Raw genomic sequence first — 23783 nt, forward strand, 5'->3', positions numbered from 1 at the left:
AATACGTCCGAGAACCGCCCGGGTATCGTGCAAATGATTTATCTTGCCCCGAGGCGTTCGCGAGAAGTCGGACACCGAACGAAGCGGGGCTCTTGTGCAGATTGGGAGCGACATGACTGAACTCGCGGATCGGACACACTCCGATCGCGCCGCCACGACCGCAAACGGTCAGGGCACACGCCGCAGCACCCGGCTACCCCGGGACGCGCGGCGCCTTCAGTTGCTCGCGGCAGCCAGCGAGGTCTTCGTCAGCCGCGGCTACCACGCCGCCGGCATGGACGAGATCGCCGAGTGCGCCGGGGTGAGCAAGCCGGTGCTCTACCAGCACTTCCCCGGCAAGCTCGAACTGTACGTCGCGGTGCTGCAGAGCTACGTGGACAGCCTGATCTCGGGCGTGCGTCAGGCGCTGCGATCCACGACCGACAACAGGCAGCGTGTCCGGGCCGCCGTGCAGGCGTTCTTCGACTTCGTCGACAACGACACGCAGGGTTTCCGTCTGGTGTTCGAGTCCGACCTGATGGGTGAGCCGCAGGTGGCGCGCCGCGTCGAGCAGGCCACCGAGGCGTGCGTGGACGCCGTCTTCGACCTCGTGGCGCACGACTCGGGCCTCGACCCGTACCGCGCCCGGATCCTGGCCGTCGGCCTGGTCGGCACCAGCCAGTTCACCGCCCGGTACTGGCTCGAGGCCGCCCGCCCCATCCCCAAGGAGGAGGCCGTCGACACGACGGTCGCGCTCGCGTGGGGCGGCCTGTCGCACGTGCCGCTGCACGCCGAATCCAAGTAGCCGGCGAACACCCGGCCGCTCCGAGAACACGGAAAGGGCGCGCAGTCGCGGGAAGTCCCCGACTGCGCGCCCTTTCGGCGTCTCGGCTCTAGCTCGTGAAACCGACCTTGCGGCCGTCCGACGGGCCGATCTCCACGTAGGTGATCCGGCTCGCCTGGACGAGGAACTTGCGTCCCTTCTCGTCGACGAGCGAGAGAACACCTTCCGCCTTGCCGCTGAGCGCGTTCGTCACGAGCGACTCCACCTCGTCGGGCGACTGGGCGCTGACGACGACGAGCTCACGCGGGCTGTCAGTAACACCGATCTTGACCTCCACGGCCAACCTCCGAACTCTCCGAGCGCTTTCAGCTGTCTCGGCCAGGTTAATGCAGCACCCGGCCCGCCAGCCTGTCCGACCGCTGTGCTGAGAGCGAACAGCGGGGCCGGGGTCAGACCAGCCCGAGCACCGCCATCCGCTCGGCGTGCTTGGCCTGCATGTTGTCGAACAGCGCGGCGACACCGTTGAGGCTGCCGGTCGCGTTCATCACCAGATCGGTGAGTTCCTCGCGCTGCGCCAACACGAACTGCGCCTGGGTGATGGCTTCGCCGAGCAGCCGACGACCCCACAGCATCAGCCGGTCCTTGTCCTGCTTGCTGGCCGTCACCGCGGCGCGCACTTCGTGGACGACGAATTCGGAGTGCCCGACCTCGGCGAGGACCTCTCGGACGATGCCGCCGACCGCAGGATCCAGCGAATGGGCGATCTCGCGATAGAAGTCGGCGGCAATGCCGTCACCGACGTACGCCTTGACGAGGGACTCGAGCCACGTCGACGGGTCGGTGGACGCGTGGTAGGCGTCGAGGGCGCGCACGAACGGATCCATCGCGGACCAGATCTCCACTCCGCGATCGGTCAGCGCCTTCTGCAGCGTCTCGAAGTGCGACATCTCGGCCGCCGCCATGCTCGCGAACGCCACGCGTCCCTGCAGCGTGGGGGCCATCTGGGCGTCCTCCGCCAACCGGTAGAACGCGGAGATCTCGCCGTAGGCGAGCACCGCGAACAGCTCTGCCACACCGGGGTGATCGGCGGCGATGGTCGGCACGGACGACGTTGGCGAATCGGCTCCCATGAAGCCACAGCCTAATCCGCGGCCGGGCGGTCCCGATCGACCGGACACGGCGAGAATGGTGATCTGCGCCATGGGTGCGCGAAGTTCGAACCATTCGACCGCTACAATTGCGTCGGGAGACCGTAGTTTCTTACACGGTTCACGATTTCGGAGCGGATGCACCGAACTGGAACTCGGACACGATTCGAGCGATTCGGACGCGGACCCGACACGGAATCCCGAAGATAATGTGCGCGCACTGACCGACGGCGCCCACCGTAGCTCGCCGAGACCGACACCGGTTTCCGTGCTGATGCTGTGGCCGAGGAGGCCCGGTGGCACCGACGCAAGAGGGCATCGACATCGGCCGACTTACGGCCTGGCCCCTTACCTCGTGCGTGCGTGCCGATACGAGGAAGGCCAGTTCCCTGAGCAAGATCACGATCGACCACGAAGACAGCAACCACGCGGCAACGGAGACGACACTCTCCGCCGAGTTGGACGAGACGCACACCGCCCCCACGTTCGCCGAACTGGGTGTTCGCGACGAGATCGTCAAGGCGCTCGGCGAGATCGGTATCGAGCGCACCTTCGCCATCCAGGAGCTCACGCTCCCCCTCGCGCTCGCCGGCGACGACCTCATCGGCCAGGCCCGCACCGGCATGGGCAAGACGTTCGGTTTCGGTATCCCGCTGCTGCACCGCGTGTCCACCACCGACTCCGGCACCGCCCCCCTGGACGGCACCCCGCGTGCCCTGGTGATCGTGCCGACCCGCGAGCTGTGCATCCAGGTGACGCAGGATCTCGAGAACGCATCCAAGTACCTGAAGTCCGGCAAGAAGAACCTCCAGGTCCTGTCCATCTACGGCGGCCGCCCCTACGAGCAGCAGATCGACGCGCTGCGCAAGGGCGTCGACGTCGTCGTCGGCACCCCGGGCCGCCTGCTCGATCTCGCCAACCAGGGTCACCTGATCCTCGGCAAGGTCGGCGTCCTCGTCCTCGACGAGGCCGACGAGATGCTCGACCTCGGCTTCCTGCCCGACATCGAGCGCATCCTCGGCATGGTCCCGGACAAGCGCCAGACGATGCTGTTCTCGGCGACCATGCCGGGCCCGATCATCACGCTGGCCCGCACGTTCCTGACGCAGCCGACGCACATCCGCGCCGAGGAGGCGGATTCGTCCGCCGTGCACGAGCGCACCACCCAGCACATCTACCGCGCGCACGCGCTGGACAAGGCCGAGATGGTGGCCCGCGTCCTGCAGGCTGACGGCCGCGGCGCGACGATGATCTTCACCCGCACCAAGCGCACCGCGCAGAAGGTCGCCGACGACCTGAACGAGCGCGGCTTCAAGGTCGGCGCCGTGCACGGTGACCTCGGCCAGATCGCCCGCGAGAAGGCCCTCGCCGGCTTCCGCAGCGGCAAGGTGGACGTGCTCGTCGCGACCGACGTCGCGGCGCGCGGCATCGACATCGACGACGTCACCCACGTCATCAACTACCAGTGCCCCGAGGACGAGAAGACCTACGTGCACCGCATCGGCCGCACCGGCCGCGCGGGCCGCACCGGCACCGCGATCACGCTGGTGGACTGGGACGACATCCCGCGCTGGCAGCTGATCGACAAGGCGCTGGAGCTGGGTATCGCGGATCCGGTCGAGACGTACTCGAGCTCGCCGCACCTCTACGAGGATCTCGGCATCCCGACGGACGCGAAGGGCACGATCCGCAAGGCGCGCGCCGAGCGGCCCGCGAAGGACGACGCCGCCGCGTCGGAGACCGGCGAGAAGTCGGCACCGAAGCGTGACCGGGTCCGCCGCCGCACACGCGCCGGCAAGTCGGTCGACGCGGCCGCGAAGACCGCCGACGGCGCCGCAGTCGCGTCCGACAAGCAGGATGCCGCCGACGCCGCCCCCACCACGGGTCCGGCCGCCGAGGACCAGCCGAGCGCTCCTCGTCGCCGACGCCGCCGTCGGCGCTCCGGTGCCGGCACGGCCGGCCAGACCGACGCCGAGCCGGTGAGCGTCGCGGCCGCAGCCGAGTAGAGCTGAGTCGGTCCGGGTAATCTGCCACCTGTGCTGGCCCCCGAGCGTCGTACCCGTCTGGACGTCGCGGTCGCCGCGACCATCGCGATCGTCGTCGCGGTCGCGGTGACCGTGATCTGGATTCGCAGCGACGCTCGGGGAACCACCTCCGTGACCGCGGATACGCCTGCGGCGGAAGCAAGTACAGCGCTGTCGGTGCCGGAGACCCTCGACGAGATCTGGCGCGCCGACAGCCCCGTCACGACCGCCCCCGTCGTCGCCGACGGGGCCGTCACGACCGCCGACGGCGGCACCGTGACCGGTCGCGACCGGCTCACCGGCGCCGAACTGTGGCGTTACCAGCGGGACATGCCGCTGTGCGGGGCCATCGGCGCGTGGAACACGGTGGTCGCCGTCTACCGCGACCAGCGTGGCTGCAGTCAGGTCACCCAGCTCGACGGGGCGACGGGCGAACGCAAGGCGCAGCGGTCGAGCGACGCCGACGACGCGGTGACGCTGTCGTACGACGGCACGTACGTCGTCTCCCGCGGTCCGGAGCGCATGGAGGTGTGGCGCTCGGATCTGGTGCGCACCCTCGAATTCGGGCGGGTCGACGCCCCGGTCAATCCGGGCAAGCAGCCGCGCTCCGGGTGCGATCTGTCGTCCGCGGCAGCCGGCGGTACCCGGGTCTCGGTGCTGATGCGCTGCCCCGGCGAGGCGGGTGACCGTCTCAGCGTGCTCGACGTCGTCCCCAAGGACAACCAGGAGCCGAAGGAGTTCGGGTCGAGCCTCATCGGCGCGGCCAGCGCGCCCGGCGCCCGGCTCATCGCGGCGTCCGGCGACCGCACCGCGGTGTATCTGCCGCCCGGCCCGACGTCCGGAGCGCGCATCGCCGTCTACGACGGCACCGGCGACGAGCTGGCGTCGTATCCGCTGGCCGGTCCAGTCAGCGCCGATGCGACGGCCGCCCGCAACGGCTCGGTGTTCACGTGGTGGACCGGCACCGAATTGATCGCCCTGTCCACCAGCGAACTCGCGCCGCGCTGGACGATGTCGGGTGCGCTGGGCCCCGGCGCGATCATGGGGGGCTCGCTGCTGGTGCCGGTAGCCGACGGCATCGCGGTGCTCGACCCCGCGACCGGCGCGGAGCAGCGCCGGATCCCCGTCACCCGCGACACCACCGTCGCACCGATCGCGACGGCGGTCGTCGGCGAGGTCGTGCTCGAGCAGCGCGGCGACCAGGTCGTCGCCCTCCGCTGACAACCGCCTCCGTCAGGCCGTGCCCTCGTAGGGCGAGAACGTGACCAGGTCGGCACCCGCGCTCCAGTGAGCCGAAAGATGGTGCGCCAGTTCGCGGTACGCCTCGGCCCCCTTGTTCTTGCGGCCCGCGAGCACGGTGGCCCCCGACGCCGACGCCTCGGCGAAGCGGACGGTCCGCGGGATCGGCGGGGCGAGCACCGGAAGGTCGTAGCGGTCCGAGACGTCGGACAGGACGTCGCGGCTGTGCGTCGTCCGGGCGTCGTAGAGCGTCGGCAGCGCGCCCAGCAGCACCAGGTCGGGGTTGGTGATCTGCTGGACCTCCGAGACGGTGCGCAGCAGTTGGCCGACACCGCGGTGCGCCAGTGTCTCGCACTGCAGCGGCACCAGCACCTGCTGCGCCGCCGTCAACCCGTTGAGCGTCAGCACACCCAGCGACGGCGGGCAGTCGATGACGACGACGTCGAACTCGTCGAGCAACGGCGCCAGGGCCCGCTTGAGCGCAAACTCCCGACCCGGGCGCATCAGCAGCAGCGCCTCGGATCCCGCGAGGTCGATCGTCGCGGGCAGCAGCGTCACGCCCTCGTCCGTCTCGAGCAGCGCATCCTTCGCCGCGACGTTCCCCACCAGCACGTCGTGCACGGACGTCTCGAGCCGATCGGGGTTGTGCCCCAACGAGAACGTCAGACACCCCTGCGGGTCGAGGTCGACCACCAGCACGCGCCGGCCGAGATCCACGAGCGCCGCCCCCAGCGACGCGACCGTCGTGGTCTTGGCCACCCCACCCTTTTGATTCGCTACAGCCAGTACCGTCGTCACGGCCTAGATCCTTGCGTACTCGAGGCCCGAGCGCGAGGGTTCCGCGACGCCCGGCATGATGAGTCCATGACCTCACCCGACCGCCGGCTCGTCCTGCTGCGACACGGGGAGACCGAGTGGGCCCGTCTGGGGCGGCACACCAGCACCACCGAGGTTCCCCTCACGGAGCGCGGCGCCGAGCAGGCGCGCGCGGCCGGCGCACAGTTGTCCGCGCTCGACCTGCGCGACCCGCTCGTGGTGACCAGCCCCCGTCGTCGGGCCCACGTCACCGCGGCGCTCGCCGGGCTGACCGGCGACCACCGGTGGGACGCCCTGACGGAGTGGGACTACGGCGAGCTCGAGGGGCTGACCACTCCCGAGATCCAGGAACAGATTCCGCACTGGACGGTGTGGACCCATCCGTGCCCGGGCGGCGAGACCCACGACATGGTCACCTCCCGCGCCGACATGGTGGTGCACACGTGCGAGGCCGCCCTCGCGGACCGCGACGTCGTGCTGGTGGGGCACGGTCACTTCTTCCGCGCCGTGATCGCCCGGTGGATCGACCTGCCGGTGTCCGAGGGCCGCCGCGTCCTGCTCTCCCCCGCAGCCCACACGGTCCTGAGCTACGAGCACGGGTTCCGCACGATCGTCACACACAACGTGGCTCCGAAGGAAGGTATGCAGTGAACTCCGCGTCCGAGAAGACAGCGATCATCCGCCGCGCGACGCCCGCCGATGCCGTCGCGATCACCGGTCTGATCTACGAACTCGCCGAATACGAGAAGGCGCGGCACGAGTGCACGGTGGTCCCCGAGCAGATCGAGGTCGCGCTGTTCGGCCCGGAGCCCGCGGTTTTCGCGCACGTCGTCGAGGTCGCGACGGGGGACGGACCGAAGGTCGTGGGAACGGCGATCTGGTTCCGCAACTTCTCGACGTGGGACGGCGTGCACGGCATCTACCTCGAGGACCTGTACGTCACGCCCGAGCATCGCGGGGCCGGCTACGGCACGGCGCTGCTGGCGACGCTCGCCGAGGAGTGCGTCACGAAGGGGTACACGCGTCTGGCGTGGTCGGTGCTGAACTGGAACACGCCGTCCATCGGCTTCTACGAATCGCTGGACGCGGTCGCGCAGGACGAGTGGACGACCTACCGGCTCAGCGGGGACGCGCTGGCGGCACTCGCCACCCGCGCGTCCTGACCGGTTCGGGAGTTCACTCCTCGTCGGCGTCGGCGTCGGCGTCGGGGGCGCCGTAGCCCTCGGCCATCCAGCGCGACGTGCTGCCCGCGAACAGCATCACGAGCGCCGAGACCACCACGGCACCGAGCAGGACGCCCCAGAACCACCGGTGCGAGGTGAACACGTACCACGTGACGGGCAGTAGGAGCAGCTGCGCCATGAGCGCGATCGTGCGCCCCCACCGTTGCCCGAGCAGGAGGCCCACGCCGGCCGCCAGCACTGCGCCGCCGAGGATGGCGAACCACAGGGCGGTGCCGTAGCCGCTCGTCACGCTCTGGTCGTAGCCGAGCAGACCCCGCACCAGCAGGAAGATCGCGAAACCGACGGCGACCGCACCCTCGAGGGCGACGAGCAGGCCGGCTCGTCGGACCGTGCTGGGAGGAGAGGTGGGTGCAGGCTGGTTCGACACGCAGCCAGCCTATACATCGTCGAGACCCGGCTAGGCTGATGCCCCGTGCGCGCGCTGCTGATCGTCAACCCCAACGCCACCTCGACCACTCCCGCAGGTCGCGACCTCCTCGCACACGCGCTGTCGAGCCGGGTGCGGTTGACCGTGGCACACACCACCCACCGCGGTCACGCCGCGGAACTGGCCGCGCAGGCGCGGGGGGACGGCATCGCGCTGATCATCGTCCACGGCGGCGACGGCACGGTGAACGAGGTGATCAACGGGCTGCTCGGCGAGCCGAACCCGAAGTCGATGCGGTCCGTTCCGGCCGGGCCGATCCCGCTGATCGCGGTCGTGCCGGGCGGCTCGGCGAACGTGTTCGCCCGATCGTTGGGAATCGAACCGGACCCCATCGACGCGACGAATCAGCTGATCGAACTCCTCGCACTGCGGCGACGCCGGACGATCGGGCTGGGCCACTGCGACAACCGCTGGTTCACGTTCAACGCCGGAATGGGCCTCGACGCCCAGGTGTGCGAGGCGGTCGACCACGGCCGCCGCAACGGTCAGGCCGTCACCCCGGGGCGTTATGTCCGGCACGCCGTGCGCGCCTTCTTCCGCGCCAAGCGCGAGGATCCGACGCTGACGGTCGAACTCCCCGATCAGGAGCCGATCGACGGCGTGCACTACGCCTTCGTGTCGAACTCGACGCCGTGGACGTACCTGAACAGCCGTGAGGTGCACACGAATCCCGCCACCAGCTTCGACACCGGCCTCGGCCTCTTCGCGATGCGGACGATGCGCGTCTTTGCCAGCTTGCGCGTCGTTCGTCAACTACTTTCGGCCGGATTATCGCCGAAATCACATTCATTGATTCGATTCGACGACGTTCCACAAATCCGCATACACGCGAGTGCGCCGATTGGGCTTCAAATGGACGGCGACTATTTAGGCCTGCGAACGGACGTGACATTCACCGCCGTTCCCGACGCCCTTACCGTCGTCGCGCCGCAGGCGCACTGAGCGGCACACCCCGCGAGGCCCCGATCCCACTGGGTCGAACGTCCGATTGGGGCCGCCCGAGCGCTCGTTCGACAACGAACGATGACCAATTTGCCCAGATGGGGTGCGCAAACCCGCAGGTGGGTGTAGAAAGGACGGCGGACCACATAGGGCAACCTAACCGAGTGAGCTTCCCCACGGTGCAGTCGTTTTCTATTGACTTCCCTCTGGTTCGTGAAAGCATTCACAAGTAACAGTGCTGAAACTTCCGGAGTAAGCACCTCTGAACTTGCGAATACATAACGGTGCACGGCGCACCCAGTTAAGGAGTAGAAGGATGGACTGGCGCCACAAGGCAATCTGCCGCGACGAGGACCCCGAACTGTTCTTCCCGGTGGGAAACAGCGGCCCGGCTCTCGCGCAGATCGCTGATGCCAAGGTGGTGTGCAACCGGTGCCCCGTCACCGCGGAGTGCCTGTCGTGGGCCCTCGAGTCCGGTCAGGACGCCGGCGTCTGGGGCGGCATGAGCGAGGACGAGCGCCGCGCCCTCAAGCGCCGCAACGCCCGCACCCGCGCGCGCACCGCAGTCTGAGTCTCGACAGACCACGGCGAAGGCCCGGCACCACACGGTGCCGGGCCTTCGTCGTTCCACGCGTCCGACACGGCGGCCGGCCCGAACACCCGTTCGTCGACGTCAGAGCCGTGGCGCACGCCGACCGAGCGGGACCCGCAGAACCGCGTCCGTACCCCCGTCCGACGACGGGTGCAGGCCCAGCGATCCCCCGAGTTCGGCGTCGACGAGCGTGCGCACGATCTGCAGGCCGAGACGATCGGACTTCTCGAGGCTGAACCCTTCGGGCAACCCGCGGCCGTCGTCGTGGATGACGACGTCGAGCCAGCGCGCGGAACGATCGGCCCGTAGGTACACGGTCCCCGGCTCACCGGGCTCGAAGGCGTGCTCGATGGCGTTCTGCACCAGTTCGGTGAGCACCATGACGAGCGGGGTCGCGCGCTCGGCGGAGAACACCCCGAGGCTGCCCTCCCGCTTGATCTTGATGGGCATGTTGACCGACGCGACGTCGGCCAGGATCGGGACCAGGCGGTCCACCACCTCGTCGAGGTCCACTTCCTCGTCCACCGACATCGACAGCGTCTCGTGGACCAGCGCGATCGACGTGACGCGTCGGACCGACTCGCTGAGCGCCTGACGCGCCTCCTCGTTGTCGGTGCGTCGGGCCTGCAGGCGCAGCAGCGCCGCGACCGTCTGGAGATTGTTCTTCACCCGATGGTGGATCTCGCGGATCGTCGCGTCCTTGCTCAGCAGGGCGCGGTCGCGACGCTTGACCTCGGTGACGTCGCGGATGACGACCGCGGCGCCGACCACCTTGCCGTGCGGCTTGAGGACCAGCGCCCGCAGCAGCACAATCGCACCGCGGGCCTCGACCTCCATGCGGTGCCCCAGCCGACCGGCCAGGGTGCCGCTGATGTAGTCGGCGACTTCCTTCGACTCGAACGGGTCGGTGATGAGCGAACGGGTCGTGGACGCGAGATCCTGCCCGACCAGGTCGGTGTTGAGCCCCATCCGGTGATACGCCGACAGCGCGTTGGGGCTCGAGTACACGACGCGGCCCTCGGGATCGAGGCGGATGAATCCGTCCCCGGCGCGCGGACTGGAATTGGTGTCCGAGCGGGAATCCGGGCTGGGAAACGTTCCCTCGCTGATCATCTGGCACAGGTCGGCCGCGCAGTCGAGGTAGGCGACCTCGAGTGGGCTCTGGGCGCGCTGCTGCGCCAGGTTGGTGTCGCGGCTGAGCACGGCGATCACCTCGCCGTCGCACCGCACCGGGACGGCCTCCCGGCGCAGCGGTGTCCCGCCGCGCCACGAATGGTCGACCTCGGTCACGATCTCGCCCTCGAGGAGCGCCTTGAGGACCTGCGGATGCTCCGATTCGGAGACCACGGAACCGACGGCATCGTCCGGGAACGCCGTGGACGCCGTCGTGGGACGACACTGCGCGACGCACACGACGGTGAGGGGCTCCGATCCGGCGGTGCCCTTCGGGTCGTCGGGGCGCTCGGTCGCCACCCACAGCAGGACATCGGCGAAAGACAGGTCCGCGAGTAGCTGCCATTCGCCCACCACCTGCTGCAGGTGGTCGACCGCGTTACCGGGGAGGTCGGTGTGCTCGGCGAGCAGGTCGCTCAGTGTCGACATGTGCCAGGCTCCGAATCGCTTCTCGGTATCAGCTGATGGTGGCGATCAGGTCGCCCTGCTGGATGACGTCGCCGACCTGCACGTCCACGGACGTGACCTTCCCCGCGACCTCCGCGAGAACCGGGATCTCCATCTTCATCGACTCGAGGATCACCAGGGTGTCACCCTCGTTCACCTCTTCGCCCTCATTCACAACGACCTGGTAGACGGTCGAAACCATCTCGGCGCGCACATCTTCTGCCACCTGGCACCTCACTCTTCGCGGACGGTCGCGGACCAGCCAATGGAACCACAGCCAACCACACGTGAAACACTAGGACGAACCCGAGTTCGAACAGAGAAGGAGCTACTCATGGGTAAGCGTGGTCGTAAGAAGCGCAGCCGCAAGGGCAACGCCGCCAACCACGGCAAGCGTCCCAACGCCTGAGGCGCGTACAGACGGAATCAGGGGCCGGCGAGCGGAATGCTCGCCGGCCCCTGATCTCGTTCACGGACGCTCCCGTCGGCGCCTCTAGTCGTCCGACTCGCGGTCGGCGACCAACTCGGTGTCGGTGAGGATCACGGTGCGCCGGATCTCGATCGACAGGCGCTCGCGCAGCCCGGCCGGGGCGTGCTCGCCGCCGCACTTGCGACCGATGAGACTCTTGATCTTCTCCTCGATCCCGTATGCCTCGAAACACGCACCGCAGTTCTCCAGGTGCTGCTGGATGCGCGTCCGGGAATGCTCGTCACACTCGCGGTCGAGCAGCAGCCACACGTCCGCGATCACCGCCGAGCAATCCAGTTGCTCGAATTCGTTCTCCCCGCTCACCGGGTAACCTCCTGCTCCGCTGCACCGCTGCGCTCGGCCGCGTCGACGGCGCCCCCACGGTTGAATCCACGCTCCCGGGCGACGTCCGCGAGGAGTCCGCGCAGCTGCTTGCGGCCACGATGGAGCCGCGACATCACGGTGCCGATGGGCGTGCCCATGATCTCCGCGATCTCCTTGTACGGGAACCCCTCGACGTCGGCGTAGTAGACCGCCATCCGGAACTCCTCGGGGAGCTCCTGCAACGCCGCCTTGATGTCGTCGTCGGGCAGTGCGTCCAGTGCCTCGACCTCCGCCGAACGCAGGCCCGTCGAGGTGTGCTCGGCCGTCGCGGCGAGCTGCCAGTCGGTGATCTCGTCGGTCGGGTACTGCGCCGGCTGCCGCTGCTTCTTGCGGTAGGAGTTGATGTAGGTGTTCGTGAGGATGCGGTAGAGCCAGGCCTTGAGGTTGGTTCCCTCCTTGAAGGAACGGAACGCCGAGTACGCCTTGACGTACGTCTCCTGGACCAGGTCCTCCGCGTCGGCAGGGTTGCGCGTCATGCGCAGCGCCGCGCCGTACAGCTGGTCGAGCAGCGGCAGCGCGTCGCGCTCGAACCGCTCGGTCAGCTGATCGTCGGGCTCCGGCCTGTCGCCCTTGGGGCGGTCCCCCGGTTCGTGGTCGTCCAGCACGCTGATCCCTTCGCTTGCCGTAGGGGTCAAGGCTACCGCCATCGCGGGCGCCAGAGCTGGACGTGTCTCGGCCTGGATCGCCGGACGAACACGTTCTGCACACAACACCGGCACGAACCACTCCCTTCGCTGATGCAGCTTTCGGCAGGATTCAACAGCGCACCTGCATCGTCTGTTCCCGGCCGGGTCGACGAGGTGCGTGCGGCGCCCGTCCGTACTCGTCCTAGAGTCGTCGTCATGGCCGGAACCTCGACTCCCGCAACGAAGCTGCTCGACAAGGAGAAGGTGACGCACCGCATCCACAGTTACGACCACGATGCGCGGGCCGCGTCGTACGGCGACGAGGCTGTCGATTCGCTGGCGGGTCACGTCGGGGTGGAGCCGGCCCAGATCCTCAAGACGCTCGTGATCAAGACGGACTCGGGGAAGCTCGCCGTCGCGGTGCTGCCGGTGCCGTCGAAGCTGTCGCTCAAGGCGGCCGCGGCCGCGGTGGGCGCGAGCAAGGCCGTCATGGCCGAGCAGTCCGATGCCGAACGCTCCACCGGCTACGTGCTGGGCGGCATCTCGCCGCTGGGCCAGCGCAAGCGGCTGCCCACGGTGGTCGACGCGTCCGCGCTGACGTGGGACCGGGTGCTGTGCAGCGCCGGACGTCGGGGCCTCGAGATCGAGGTGGCCCCGCAGGACCTGGTGCGGCTGACGGGGGCGGCGGTCGCCGAGATCACCGCCGGCTGAGCCGGCAATTCCATGCCCGCCGGCTGAGCCGGCAATTCGGTGCCCGCCGGCTGAACGACGAGGAATCTGCGCGCGGGCGCCGCTGTTGCCCCCTGAGAAGAATCTTCGACGAACGAAAGACGGTGTCCGGCGTGACTGGCTTCTCCACTCCCCTGTCCATCCTCGACCTTGCCCACGTCGGCACGGACGAAACCCCCGCGGACAGCTTCCGGGCCAGTGTGGAGATGGCCCGCAACGCGGAACGGTGGGGCTACGACCGGATCTGGTACGCCGAGCACCACAACATGGCGGCGATCGCGTCGTCGGCGACGAGCGTGTTGATCGCGCACGTCGCGGCGCACACCGAGCGGATCCGGTTGGGTGCGGGCGGCATCATGCTGCCCAACCACGCGCCGCTGACGATCGCCGAGCAGTTCGGCACCCTGGCGGAGCTGCATCCCGGGCGGATCGATCTGGGCCTGGGGCGCGCACCGGGCAGCGATCAGCAGACCATGCGGGCGCTGCGCCGCGACCCGAGTTCCGCGGACTCGTTCCCGCAGGACGTGCTCGAACTCCAGGGCTACCTGTCCGGGCCGTCGCGGATCCCCGGGGTGGAGGCGACGCCCGGCAAGGGCACGAACGTCCCGCTGTACATCCTGGGTTCGTCGCTGTTCGGCGCCCAACTGGCCGCGGCGCTGGGCCTGCCGTACGCGTTCGCGTCGCATTTCGCGCCGGGCGCACTGCTCGACGCGATCGAGATCTACCGCCGCGAGTTCCGGCCGTCGGCGCAGTTGGCCGAGCCGTACGTGATCGCCGCGGTGAACGTGATCGCCGCCGACACCGAGGAGGAGGCGGAGCGCCAGTTCCTCGAGACCAAGCGCAAGCGGGTCGGCCTGTTCGTGGGCCGCGGCCGGACGTTCACGCCCGAGGAGGCCGACATGATCCTCGAGTCGCCCGCGGGCCGGCAGGTGCTGGCGATGGTCCGGTACACCGCCGTCGGCACCCCGGCCGTGGTGCGTGACTACCTGGACCGGTTCGCCGGGCAGACCGGCGCCGACGAGCTGATGGTCGTGTCCTCGGCGACGGAGCGCACGGCATGGATGCGGTCGCTGGAACTGGTCGCCGACGTCACCGGCCTCGCGGCGCGGACGGCGGTCACAGCAGGCTGATCTGCTCGCCTGCCCGCTCGCCGTCGTCGGGAGCCAGCAGGTCGGGCCCGTTGTTGCGGACGCTGTTGACCTTGGGCGACACGCGCCGGATGTCGACGGCGGCCACGGACTCGAGGCTCGGGCGGATCAGGTCCGGGTGTCCGAGGCTGTCGGGGTCGAGCCAGGCGTCCCACCGGTCGGGCGGCAGGATCAACGGCATCCGGTCGTGGACGTTGGCGAGCTGGTCGACCGAGTCGGTGGTGAGGATCGTGGTGCTCAGCAGCGGCTGCGACGTGGGCGCCTTGGGGTCGTGCCACACCGCCCACAGGCCGGCCATGAACATCCGCTGCCCGTCGCCGCGGGACATGTAGTACGGCACCTTCACGGCCTTGCCGTCGGTGGTGGGCTCGGTCTGCCACTCGTACCAGCCGTCCATCGGGACCAGGCAGCGCTTGAACCGCAGCGACGTCTTGAACGCCGCCTTGGTGGCGACAGTTTCCGAGCGGGCGTTGAACAGCGGCGCACCCTTGCCGGGCTCGGTGGCGTACGACGGCACCAGGCCCCAGCGCATGCGGCGGATCCGACGCCACACCGGGCTGTCGTCGTCGCCGCGGTCGTGACGTGCGACGACGGTGAGCACCGGCGTCGTGGGCGCGACGTTGTAGTCCGCCGACTCGGGCCCGCCCGACTCCCCCGTCTCGTTCACCGCGTCCAGTTCGACCGCGAGCGTCGCCGGGTCGGCGGTGGTCGCATACCTGCCGCACATGCCTCGTACCGTCCTCTCCCGGTCGCCGACCGATGTGACCGTCCCCTCCCATGCTGGCACGCCTGGCACACACCGCCCACGCATAGGCGAAGATGGACGGGTGAGTCGTGAGAGCCTGTGGAGAGCGCCCCGTGCCGATGTACCCGTGAACGCGTCCGTGACGCTGCCCGGATCGAAGTCGATCACCAACCGGGCGCTCATCCTCGCCGCGCTCGCGTCCGGCCCGTCCACGATCACCGGCGCGCTGCGCAGCCGCGACACCGACCTGATGATCCAGGGCCTGCAGGCGCTCGGAGTCTCGATCACGGCGACACCCGACGCCGCGACCGGCACCACGCTGCGCGTCGCCCCGGGACCGATGACGGGCGGCGCCGTCGACTGCGGCCTGGCCGGCACGGTGATGCGCTTCCTGCCGCCGGTCGCCGCGCTCGCCGACGGCACCGTCGCGATCGACGGTGACGAGCAGGCCCGCACCCGGCCGCTGGGCACGATCCTCGAGGCACTGCGCGGGCTGGGCGCCGACATCGACGGCGACGCGCTCCCCTTCACCGTCCGCGGCCACGGCGGCGTCCGCGGCGGGACCGTGACGATCGACGCATCCGGCTCGTCGCAGTTCGTGTCCGGACTGCTGCTGTCGTCGGCCCGCTTCGACGAGGGTGTCACCGTCCGTCACCAGGGCGGGACGCTGCCGTCGATGCCGCACATCGACATGACGGTCGAGATGCTGCGGGAGGCCGGCGTCACCGTCCACACTCCCGGCGAGAGCGGCGACGCCGACACCTGGAAGGTGTTGCCGGGCAAGATCGATCCCGTGGACTGGGTCGTCGAGCCGGATCTGTCGAACGCGACGCCGTTCCTGGCCGCGGCCGCGGTCACCGGCGGAACCGTGCGGGTGCCGCTGTGGCCGTCGCGCACGACGCAGCCGGGTGACGCGATCCGCGGCATCCTCGCCGACATGGGCGCCGACGTCCGCCTCTCGGAGGGCACTGCCGGCACCCTCACCGTGACCGGCCCGAAGACGTTGCACGGCATCGACATCGACCTACGCGACATCGGCGAACTCACCCCCACCGTGGCGGCGCTGGCCGCGCTCGCGGACGGACCGTCGGTGCTGCGCGGCATCGCGCACCTGCGGGGCCACGAGACCGACCGACTGGCCGCGCTCGCCACCGAGATCAACAAGCTGGGCGGTGCGGTCAGCGAGACCGAGGACGGCCTGCGCATCGAGCCGCGACCGCTGCACGGCACACAGTGGCACTCGTACGCCGATCACCGCATGGCGACCGCCGGCGCGATCCTCGGACTGGTCGTCGACGGCGTCGACATCGAGGACGTCGGCACCACCGCCAAGACGCTGCCCGGCTTCGAGAACATGTGGGCCGCAATGCTCGACGAGTCCGCATCCGCCGAGCAGGGGGCGCTGTCCTGAGCCGCCGGCAGTACGACGAATCCGACGTCCGGATCCGCCCGGGCAAGGGTTCGCGTCCCCGGACGAAGAACCGGCCCGAGCACGCCGACGCCGCGGACGCGATGGTCGTCTCGAAGGACCGGGGCCGCTGGGGCGTCGTGCTGGGCGGCGACCCGGACCGTCCCGTGGTCACGATGCGGGCCCGGGAACTGGGCCGCACCCCGATCGTGGTGGGCGACCAGGTGAGTGTCGTCGGCGATCTGTCCGGCAAGCCGGACACCCTCGCGCGGATCGTGCGGGTCGCCGACCGGACGACGGTGCTGCGCCGCACCGCCGACGACACCGACCCCTTCGAACGGATCGTCGTCGCGAACGCGGAGCAACTGCTGATCGTCGTCGCGCTGGCCGACCCGCCGCCGCGGACCGGTTTCGTCGAACGCGCCCTCGTCGCCGCCTACGTCGGTGGGCTGAAACCGATTCTGTGCCTGACCAAGAGCGATCTCGCGCTGCCGGACGAGTTCGCCGCGACGTTCGCCGACCTCGACATCCCCGTCGTGGTCGCCGGCCGGGACGACCCGATCGAACCGGTGACGGAGATCCTCGAGGGCCGACTGACCGCGCTGATCGGCCACTCGGGTGTCGGCAAGTCCACGATGGTCAACCGCCTGGTGCCCGACGCGGACCGGGCGACGGGCGTGGTGTCCGGCGTCGGCAAGGGCCGGCACACGTCGACGCAGTCGGTGGCGCTGCCGCTGCCCGGTGGCGGCTGGGTGGTGGACACGCCGGGCATCCGGTCGTTCGGGCTGGCGCACATCTCCCCCGAGAACGTCGTCGATGCCTTCACCGACCTGGCCGCGGCCGCCGAGGACTGTCCCCGCGGATGCACGCACCTGGGACCGCCGGCGGACCCCGAATGCGCCCTGGACAAGCTGGAAGGCAAGTCCGCGGGCCGCGTCGAGGCGGTGCGCCGACTGCTCGTCGCCCTGATGTCGAACGAGTCCTGGACGTAAGCCAGGTATCTGATACCGGCAGTACCAAATTCCCGCCGGAAACCGTTAGGGTGTGCCCAGGATCACGATCCGAAGCCATCCGACCGGGGGGACACCGTGCGAAGTCTGCTGCGCCACGCCTGCTCGAGATACGCCGCACCCGCGCTCGCCGCCGCGACGGCCGTCGCGGTCGGCATGACCGCCGGTACGCCCGTCGCGGCCGCCGATCCCGCCGGCGGAGCCGACGGGCAGGCGTGGACCGCGACGACCGACGGACCGGACCAGTACCCGGGCATCGCCGTCCAGGAGGACGTCCCGATCCGGATGAGCGACGGCGTCGTGCTCCGCGCGAGCGTCTACCGCCCGGCCGACGCCTCCGGCACCGCGATCGACACCCAGCTGCCGACAATCTTCAACATCACGCCGTACACGCGCCTGGTCCCGGCCCTGGCCGACGCCGCGAGCGCCCATCCGGTGCTGGGGCAGGCCGTCGACCAACTCGGTGCCGCCGACCTGTCCGGTACTCCCCTCGACGGGCTCACCGAACTGACCGGCGGGCTGGGCGGCGGGCTGCTGCGCACGTTCGGCGTCAACCGCGACCTGGTGCAGAACGGGTACGTCCAGGTGGTCGTCGACGTCCGCGGCACCGGCTACTCGGAGGGCGTCTGGGACGTCCTGGGTGATCGTGAGCAGCAGGACACCGTCGAGGTGTTCGACTGGGCCCGATCCCAGCCGTGGTCGGACGGCACGCTCGGCATGGCCGGCGTCTCGTACTCCGCGATCAACAGCCTGCACGCCGCCGACAAGCAACCGCAAGGCCTGAAGGCCATCTTCCCGGTCGAGCCGTCCGAGGACCTGGCCCGCGAGATCGTCGCGACCGGTGGAGCATTCGGCGCCGGCTTCATGCCGGCGTGGCTGATCGCGGTCAACGGCCTCAAGTTCGCCCCGATCGACTCGCTGCTGCGCGGCGACTTCGACCCGCAGTGGCTCGCCGACCGACTGGCGGATCCGGCGGTGATGTTCCCGCAGATGCTCGACGCCGTCCTCGACGGACGCGGCGAGGCGTCGGACGACGGCCCCTTCTACGACGAGCGCAACGCCGATGTCGAGCGGATCCAGGTGCCCACGTTCGTCACCGGCGGCTGGCACGACATCTTCGGCCGCGGCGAGTCCCGGATCTTCGACCGACTGCAGTTGCCGGCCGGGCAGAAGCAACTGCTGATGGGCAACGGCTACCACCTCAATCCCGGACTCGGGCACGGCAAGGAGGGCGCGCCGCCGCGCCTGGACGTCCTCGAACGCGCGTGGTTCGACAAGTGGCTCAAGGGAATCGACAACGGCATCGACCAGTACGGCCCGGCCACGCTGTACCGGCAGGGCGACGGCTGGATCACCGCGTCGCAGTTCCCGCGCGCGGGTGCCGAGTACCAGCGCCTGTACCTGAGCGGGACACCGTCGGGGTCGGCCCCGCACGCCGTGGTCGACGGCTCGCTGACCACCGGCGCGCCGACGACGCCGAGCACCCACACCGTCGCACCGGGGCTGCGCGCGGCGTGCTCGCGGGACACCGCGCAGGGCACCGCGGGAATCGGCGCGATCCTGGGTTCGGCCTGCACCGAGGACGCCCGCTTCGCGGAGGCCGAGGCGTTGACGTTCACGACCGCACCGGTCACCGAGGCGACGGAGATCTCCGGCCCCATCGCCGTGCACCTGCTCACCACCACCGACGCGACCGACGGGTTCTGGTCGGTCACGGTCAACGACGTCGCCCCCGACGGCCGGTCGACGGTCGTCACCAACGGGGCACTGCTGTCGTCGCGCGGCGCCCTCGACCAGTCGACGAGTGCGAAGGACTCCTCCGGCGCCTACACGGTCCCGGTCGCGGACCTGGGCGCCGACACCAAGCAGGTCGTCACACCCGGAGTACCGCTCGTCCTCGACATCGGGCTGAACGGCACCGAGGCGAAGCTCGCGCCCGGTCACCGCCTGCGCGTGGACATCTCGGCCGCGAGTTTCCCGCGCTACCTGTCGATGCTGCCGGACCTGCAGGCGACCGGGCTGAAGCCGCAGCGCCTGCTGATCGACCCGGCGAATCCGAGTTTCGTCAACGTCCCGGTCGTCGGCAAGGCCGGCTGGTGACGCAGCCCGACCCCGGACGCGAAACGCCCGCCCCGGCTTCCGGGGCGGGCGTTTCGCCGCCTGTCGCGCGCAGGGTCACGCGGGTGTGATCGGCAGTTCCTTCGACCGGTCGGCGCTGAACGGCGTCGCCTCGCCGGACCCTGCCGCGCCGTGGGCGCTGTCCGGATCGAGGACGCAGTGCGTGCGCCCGTACACGGTGTACATGCACTTGTTGTTGTGATTGCAGCGGCCGGTGACGGTGCGGTCGGCCTTGATACGGCTGATCAGATCCGGCTCCCGCAGCAGCGCGCGGCCCATCGCGACGAAGCCGAAGCCCTCTCGCATGCCGGTCGCGATGTGGTCGTAGTTGTTGATGCCGCCCAACAGGATCAGTTGCGTGTTCGACACGACCGGAACGAACTGGCGCGCCGATTCGAGCATGTACAGGTCCTCGTACGGGTAGGTGCCCAACGCCCTCTTGCCGAAGAGCCGGACGCCGGTCTTGAACGGCTCCTTCATCACGGCCGCGAACTCGTCGACGGGGACGTCACCGCGGAAGAGGTACATCTGCTTGAAGAACGACGACCCCTGGGTCAGTTCGATGGCGTCGAGGTTGCGGTCCTGGTCGAGTAGCTGCACGGTCCGCAGGGACTCGGAGAGCCAGATACTCCCCCGGATGCCGTCGTCCATGCTGATCTTGGCGGTGACGGCGATGCGGTCACCGACGACCTCGCGGACACGCTGAGCGATCTCGCGCACCAGCCGGGACCGGTTGTCGATCGTGCCTCCGTATTCGTCCTTGCGGCGGTTGAGCAGTGGGCTCAGGAACGAGCTCGGCAGGTAGAGGTGACCGAAGTGCAGCTCCACCGCGTCGAATCCCGCCTCCATGGCGATCTTCGCGGCCTCCCCGAACTGGTCGATCACGCGGCGGATCTCCGATGCGGTGATCTCCCGGCAGTATTCCAGTGACGACGGGTTGATCACCCGGCTCGGCGACATCGCCGTCACGCCGGTGATCTTCTTCGACGCCACCACGCCGGCGTGGCCGAGCTGAGCGGCGATGGCACCGCCCGCGTCGTGCACCGCATCGGTCAACCGTCGCAGGCCGGGCAGTGCTTTGCTGCTCATCAGAATCTGCCCGGGCGCGCTGGCTCCTTCGGGAGCGACACAGCAGTACGCGACCGTGGTCATGCCGACGCCGCCGCGAACGAAGCCGAGATGGAAGTCGATCAGGTCGTCCGTGACGAGCCCCTCGGGGGACCGTCCCTCAGACGTGGCGGCCTTGACGATGCGATTGCGGAGCCGCACCGGCCCCAAGGTTGCCGGGGCGAATGGGTCCGGGGTCACCGATGCCGTGTCGGTGGGAAGTCCTGCGATGGTCATGAGTCGCCCTTCACTCGATCCAGTGTGACGGGCACCACGATTCGTGGAGGCCACCGCAGCGTCAATACGGTGTCCCTTCCAACGGACAACCCGACCGGATCGGATGTGCGCTCAGTCCGCGCCGCGGGCGCGCGCCGCGAGGGCGCGATACTCCTCGTCGGTGATCGCGCCGGAGTCGAGCAACGACTTCGCCGTCGCGAGGTCCCGTTCGGACGACCTGCCGGTCGTCTCCCGGATGTAGTCCTCCTCGGCCTGCCGGAAGTGCCGGTCCGCGGCCGCGGCCCGATCCACCATGCCGTGACCGCGTGCGATCAGGTACACCACTTCCCCGATGACGGGAAGGACGAACAGGACCAAGACCCACACCGCCTTCCCCCAACCCGGGGTCCGGTGGTCCCGGAACAGATCGGTGAGGATCGCGAAGAGCACCATAATGTAGGCCGCGAACGCGAAGCACGCGAAGACGAGCCAGAAGAAATCCCAGAACGAGTCCATCGTCCGCTCCGTTCCCAGACCATGTCGACCAGACCCCTGCCCGTCAACTGTACTGTCCCGCCCGCGAGCGCGTGTGATCCAGAAATCACCCGGGCGAACGCGATCGGTTCGTGCGCCGGATACATTTCGCCCATGAGCGACTCCCCTGTCAGCACAATGGCTCTTGCACAGCGACTGGTCGCTCTCCTCGAGACGGGCCAACGCCAGTCGACCTACAAGCTCGCAACCTTGATGGCGTTGATCGATGCCTGCGTCGAGAACTTCCCGGCTGCCGACAGCACTCTCGCGGTGCCGATCCAGGAAATCGCGCATCGTGTAATCGCCTACTACTGGAATCAATCGCGGCCATACGACGAGCGCGGCCTTCTGTCCCAGAACAAGAACGGCGGGAGATCGATCCCCGATCTGATCGCTCCCGTTCGGAATACCTTGATGGGCCAACGCGTCCGAACCGCTGAGGCTGCACGCGAGGCCGAAGCCCCTGAGTATCTGAGGTTGGCACGGAAGGTCGAGCGAATCGTTGCACAGCTGCCGTTGACGCACCTCCAGACAGTTCCCGCACGCGGCAGCGGCGTAGGACGCCAGGACTTCATCTTCGACGCATCCCGTCTCCACAAGAAAATGACCCTCGCCGAACTCGATGCTCATGGGCCGATCGTGTTGCACGCCGGAGTCGCGAAGGCGTTGCGAGAGCTCGCGCCGCTACTCAAGCCGATGTTGGAGATGCTCTGGGCGACGGACGTCGCAAACATGAACCGGAGCCACCTCGAGACGGACGACATCGCTGGATTCCTGTTCGGATCCGACCGAACCGCGCTGACATCCTTGACCCCGCATCTGCGCGATCTGCAAGACAACCGATGCTTTTACTGCGACAGGACCGTTCAGACCGCACACGTGGACCACGTGCTGCCCTGGTCACGAATCCCCATCGACGGAGTCGCCAATCTCGTCCTCACCGACGACCGCTGCAACCTGTCGAAATTGGCGAGCCTGCCGGTTCCCGAGCACCTCTCGCGGGCACTCTCCCGGCCGGCGCTGGACTTGGCCGAGGTGTCGAAGATGACCCGGTTCCCGGTCCTGCTGGATCGGACACAGCGCGCATCACTTGGCCTGTACGGCACGATTGCGCCCGGATCCCCGCTGTGGCAGGCACCGAATCGGTATGTGCCACACCGGGAACCCGGGCGTCGGTCGTTCTCGTTCTAGCGCGAGACCAGTGCGCGCAGGCCGCGGCGCTTCCTCGACGCCTTGATGGCGGTCACCAGTCCGCGGCGACGACCGGTCATGGGATCGACGGTGGCGACGGCGTTACCGCCGAACTTGCGCTCCGACGCCGTCTCGGGCGCGTCGTCGGACGTGTCCTTGAGGTACTTGTTCGGCAGCGACAGCTTCGCGATGGTGCGCCACGCCTTGGCGTACTGCACCGGCAGCGGACCGGTGGTGTACGGCAGGTCGTACTTGTCGCACAGCGCCCGCACCTTCACCGCGATCTCGGCGTACCGGTTGGACGGCAGATCCGGGTAGATGTGGTGCTCGATCTGGTAGCTGAGGTTGCCGGTCATGAAGTCCAGGACGGGACCGCCGGAGATGTTGGCGCTGCCGAGCATCTGCCGCAGGTACCACTCGGCCTTCGTCTCGTTGTCGACGTCCGCCTTCGTGAACTTCTCGGCGCCGTCCGGGAAGTGCCCGCAGAAGATCACCGCATTGGTCCACAGGTTCCGGATGACACCGGCCGTGAGGTTCGCGGTGAGGGTCGTCTTCCACGCCTTGCCGGTGAGGGCCGGGTAGATCACGTAGTCCTTGAGGGTCTGCTTGGCGATCTTTGCGCCGACCTCCTTCGCGTTCCGCTTGGTGTACTCGCGGTCGTCGCGCCCCTGCGCCACCTTGCCCAGCTCCAGCAGCTGGATCGCGATGCCGTACTCGAAGAGCAACGCGAGGATCGCGTTGTACGCGAGGTTGCCGTAGTTGAACGGCTTCCAGCGCTGGTCGCGGGTGACGCGCAGCAGGCCGTAGCCCACGTCGTCGTCCATGCCCAGGATGTTCGTGTACTTGTGGTGCAGGTAGTTGTGGGTCTGCTTCCAGTGCGCCGAAGGATCGACGTTGTCCCACTCCCAGTTCGCGGAGTGGATCTCCGGATCGTTCATCCAGTCCCACTGCCCGTGCATCACGTTGTGCCCGAGCTCCATGTTGTCGATGATCTTCGAGACGCCGAGCATGCCGGCACCGAGCAGCCACAGGGGGCGCTTGCGGCTGCCGAACAGCACGGCGCGGCCACCGAGCTCGAGTCCGCGTTGCAGGCGGATGGTGTTGCGGATGTAGCGCGCGTCGCGCTCGCCGCGCGACTCCTCGACATCCCGACGGATGGCGTCGAGTTCACGCCCGAGCGCCTCGACGTCGGCATCCGTCAGATGCGCGTACTCCTTGATGTCCGTGATCGCCACGCGCCTACCGTACCGTAAGTTACGCCACCGTAGGTTAAGACCGTGTGA

At 68.9% G+C, this 23783-nt stretch carries 26 protein-coding genes; 14 read left to right on the top strand and 12 right to left on the bottom strand.

The features are described 5' to 3' along the window. The first annotated feature begins 112 nt into the window (after positions 1–112). Positions 113–784, top strand: coding sequence for an HTH-type transcriptional activator FasR (locus EGT67_RS02655; RefSeq protein WP_127914459.1), 672 nt, complete (start codon positions 113–115; stop codon positions 782–784). A gap of 88 nt (positions 785–872) precedes the next feature. Here the strand turns inward: EGT67_RS02655 and EGT67_RS02660 are convergent, their stop codons facing one another. Both EGT67_RS02660 and EGT67_RS02665 read right to left on the bottom strand, forming a co-directional pair. Beyond that, on the bottom strand, positions 873–1100 hold the full coding sequence (locus EGT67_RS02660) for a DUF3107 domain-containing protein (RefSeq protein WP_164877464.1): 228 nt from the start codon (positions 1098–1100) through the stop codon (positions 873–875). 112 nt (positions 1101–1212) lie between these two features. Then, positions 1213–1893, bottom strand: coding sequence for a ferritin-like fold-containing protein (locus tag EGT67_RS02665; RefSeq protein WP_127914461.1), 681 nt, complete (start codon positions 1891–1893; stop codon positions 1213–1215). A gap of 377 nt (positions 1894–2270) precedes the next feature. Here EGT67_RS02665 and EGT67_RS02670 point away from each other — a divergent pair, with 377 nt between their 5' ends. After that, positions 2271–3917 carry a DEAD/DEAH box helicase gene (locus EGT67_RS02670; protein ID WP_127914754.1) on the top strand — a complete coding sequence of 549 codons (1647 nt, stop codon included), beginning with the start codon at positions 2271–2273 and terminating at the stop codon, positions 3915–3917. Positions 3918–3947: 30 nt separating this feature from the next. Beyond that, positions 3948–5156: an Rv3212 family protein gene (locus EGT67_RS02675; protein ID WP_127914462.1), complete on the top strand. Its 1209-nt coding sequence runs from the start codon at positions 3948–3950 to the stop codon at positions 5154–5156. A gap of 12 nt (positions 5157–5168) precedes the next feature. Here EGT67_RS02675 and EGT67_RS02680 read toward each other — a convergent pair whose 3' ends face one another. After that, the gene (locus tag EGT67_RS02680; protein ID WP_127914463.1) at positions 5169–5972 is read right to left on the bottom strand and encodes a ParA family protein; all 804 of its coding nucleotides are present in this window, start codon (positions 5970–5972) and stop codon (positions 5169–5171) included. A 66-nt stretch (positions 5973–6038) separates the two neighbouring features. Here EGT67_RS02680 and EGT67_RS02685 point away from each other — a divergent pair, with 66 nt between their 5' ends. Both EGT67_RS02685 and EGT67_RS02690 read left to right on the top strand, forming a co-directional pair. Then, entirely contained in the window at positions 6039–6641 is a 603-nt protein-coding gene (locus tag EGT67_RS02685; RefSeq protein WP_127914464.1) for an acid phosphatase, read from the top strand. A gap of 23 nt (positions 6642–6664) precedes the next feature. Further along, positions 6665–7153 (top strand): GNAT family N-acetyltransferase, encoded by a 489-nt coding sequence (locus EGT67_RS02690; RefSeq protein ID WP_127914755.1) that lies wholly within the window; start codon positions 6665–6667, stop codon positions 7151–7153. Positions 7154–7166: 13 nt separating this feature from the next. On the opposite strand, the gene EGT67_RS02695 is transcribed toward EGT67_RS02690, so the two are convergent. Then, positions 7167–7601, bottom strand: coding sequence for a hypothetical protein (locus tag EGT67_RS02695; protein ID WP_127914465.1), 435 nt, complete (start codon positions 7599–7601; stop codon positions 7167–7169). A gap of 45 nt (positions 7602–7646) precedes the next feature. Between EGT67_RS02695 and EGT67_RS02700 the strand changes: the two genes are divergently transcribed. Together EGT67_RS02700 and EGT67_RS02705 are read left to right on the top strand one after the other, a co-directional pair. Next, positions 7647–8603, top strand: coding sequence for a diacylglycerol/lipid kinase family protein (locus EGT67_RS02700; RefSeq protein ID WP_127914466.1), 957 nt, complete (start codon positions 7647–7649; stop codon positions 8601–8603). Positions 8604–8919: 316 nt separating this feature from the next. Continuing rightward, positions 8920–9174 (top strand): WhiB family transcriptional regulator, encoded by a 255-nt coding sequence (locus EGT67_RS02705; RefSeq protein WP_127914467.1) that lies wholly within the window; start codon positions 8920–8922, stop codon positions 9172–9174. 102 nt (positions 9175–9276) lie between these two features. On the opposite strand, the gene EGT67_RS02710 is transcribed toward EGT67_RS02705, so the two are convergent. Together EGT67_RS02710 and EGT67_RS02715 are read right to left on the bottom strand one after the other, a co-directional pair. After that, complete coding sequence (locus EGT67_RS02710; protein WP_127914468.1) at positions 9277–10797, bottom strand: sensor histidine kinase; 1521 nt, start codon at positions 10795–10797, stop codon at positions 9277–9279. Positions 10798–10825: 28 nt separating this feature from the next. Next, entirely contained in the window at positions 10826–11041 is a 216-nt protein-coding gene (locus EGT67_RS02715; protein ID WP_127914469.1) for a biotin/lipoyl-binding carrier protein, read from the bottom strand. 108 nt (positions 11042–11149) lie between these two features. Here EGT67_RS02715 and EGT67_RS25590 point away from each other — a divergent pair, with 108 nt between their 5' ends. Further along, positions 11150–11224, top strand: coding sequence for a 50S ribosomal protein bL37 (locus tag EGT67_RS25590; protein ID WP_022597109.1), 75 nt, complete (start codon positions 11150–11152; stop codon positions 11222–11224). Between the two features lie 84 nt (positions 11225–11308). Here the strand turns inward: EGT67_RS25590 and rsrA are convergent, their stop codons facing one another. After that, a complete protein-coding gene (gene rsrA, locus EGT67_RS02720) occupies positions 11309–11608 on the bottom strand; it encodes a mycothiol system anti-sigma-R factor (protein ID WP_127914470.1) in 300 nt (99 codons plus the stop codon). After that, complete coding sequence (locus EGT67_RS02725) at positions 11605–12315, bottom strand: sigma-70 family RNA polymerase sigma factor (protein ID WP_127914471.1); 711 nt, start codon at positions 12313–12315, stop codon at positions 11605–11607. The genes rsrA and EGT67_RS02725 overlap by 4 nt, the downstream gene beginning before the upstream one ends. A gap of 195 nt (positions 12316–12510) precedes the next feature. Between EGT67_RS02725 and ybaK the strand changes: the two genes are divergently transcribed. Together ybaK and EGT67_RS02735 are read left to right on the top strand one after the other, a co-directional pair. Further along, positions 12511–13005 carry a Cys-tRNA(Pro) deacylase gene (gene ybaK / locus EGT67_RS02730; protein ID WP_127914472.1) on the top strand — a complete coding sequence of 165 codons (495 nt, stop codon included), beginning with the start codon at positions 12511–12513 and terminating at the stop codon, positions 13003–13005. A 122-nt stretch (positions 13006–13127) separates the two neighbouring features. Next, the gene (locus tag EGT67_RS02735) at positions 13128–14153 is read left to right on the top strand and encodes an LLM class flavin-dependent oxidoreductase (RefSeq protein WP_127914473.1); all 1026 of its coding nucleotides are present in this window, start codon (positions 13128–13130) and stop codon (positions 14151–14153) included. Here the strand turns inward: EGT67_RS02735 and EGT67_RS02740 are convergent. Then, positions 14140–14898 (bottom strand): SOS response-associated peptidase, encoded by a 759-nt coding sequence (locus tag EGT67_RS02740; RefSeq protein WP_127914474.1) that lies wholly within the window; start codon positions 14896–14898, stop codon positions 14140–14142. The genes EGT67_RS02735 and EGT67_RS02740 overlap by 14 nt on opposite strands. A gap of 100 nt (positions 14899–14998) precedes the next feature. Here EGT67_RS02740 and aroA point away from each other — a divergent pair, with 100 nt between their 5' ends. The 3 genes from aroA (at position 14999) to EGT67_RS02755 (ending at position 19434) form a co-directional block, all read left to right on the top strand. Then, on the top strand, positions 14999–16327 hold the full coding sequence (gene aroA / locus EGT67_RS02745) for a 3-phosphoshikimate 1-carboxyvinyltransferase (protein WP_127914475.1): 1329 nt from the start codon (positions 14999–15001) through the stop codon (positions 16325–16327). Continuing rightward, on the top strand, positions 16273–17316 hold the full coding sequence (rsgA, locus tag EGT67_RS02750) for a ribosome small subunit-dependent GTPase A (RefSeq protein WP_206612265.1): 1044 nt from the start codon (positions 16273–16275) through the stop codon (positions 17314–17316). Before aroA ends, rsgA begins: the two co-directional genes overlap by 55 nt. A gap of 174 nt (positions 17317–17490) precedes the next feature. After that, on the top strand, positions 17491–19434 hold the full coding sequence (locus EGT67_RS02755; protein ID WP_127914757.1) for a CocE/NonD family hydrolase: 1944 nt from the start codon (positions 17491–17493) through the stop codon (positions 19432–19434). 75 nt (positions 19435–19509) lie between these two features. Here EGT67_RS02755 and EGT67_RS02760 read toward each other — a convergent pair whose 3' ends face one another. Together EGT67_RS02760 and EGT67_RS02765 are read right to left on the bottom strand one after the other, a co-directional pair. After that, positions 19510–20796 (bottom strand): NADH:flavin oxidoreductase, encoded by a 1287-nt coding sequence (locus EGT67_RS02760; protein ID WP_127914476.1) that lies wholly within the window; start codon positions 20794–20796, stop codon positions 19510–19512. 111 nt (positions 20797–20907) lie between these two features. Further along, positions 20908–21291, bottom strand: coding sequence for a PLD nuclease N-terminal domain-containing protein (locus EGT67_RS02765; protein WP_127914477.1), 384 nt, complete (start codon positions 21289–21291; stop codon positions 20908–20910). A gap of 132 nt (positions 21292–21423) precedes the next feature. On the opposite strand from EGT67_RS02765, the gene EGT67_RS02770 reads away from it, so the two are divergent. After that, a complete protein-coding gene (locus EGT67_RS02770) occupies positions 21424–22500 on the top strand; it encodes an HNH endonuclease (protein ID WP_164877465.1) in 1077 nt (358 codons plus the stop codon). Here EGT67_RS02770 and EGT67_RS02775 read toward each other — a convergent pair. Further along, positions 22497–23735 (bottom strand): fatty acid desaturase family protein, encoded by a 1239-nt coding sequence (locus EGT67_RS02775; protein ID WP_127914478.1) that lies wholly within the window; start codon positions 23733–23735, stop codon positions 22497–22499. The genes EGT67_RS02770 and EGT67_RS02775 overlap by 4 nt on opposite strands. Between the last annotated feature and the right edge of the window lie 48 nt (positions 23736–23783).

Source organism: Prescottella agglutinans (assembly GCF_004011865.1).
GTDB lineage: Bacteria > Actinomycetota > Actinomycetes > Mycobacteriales > Mycobacteriaceae > Prescottella > Prescottella agglutinans.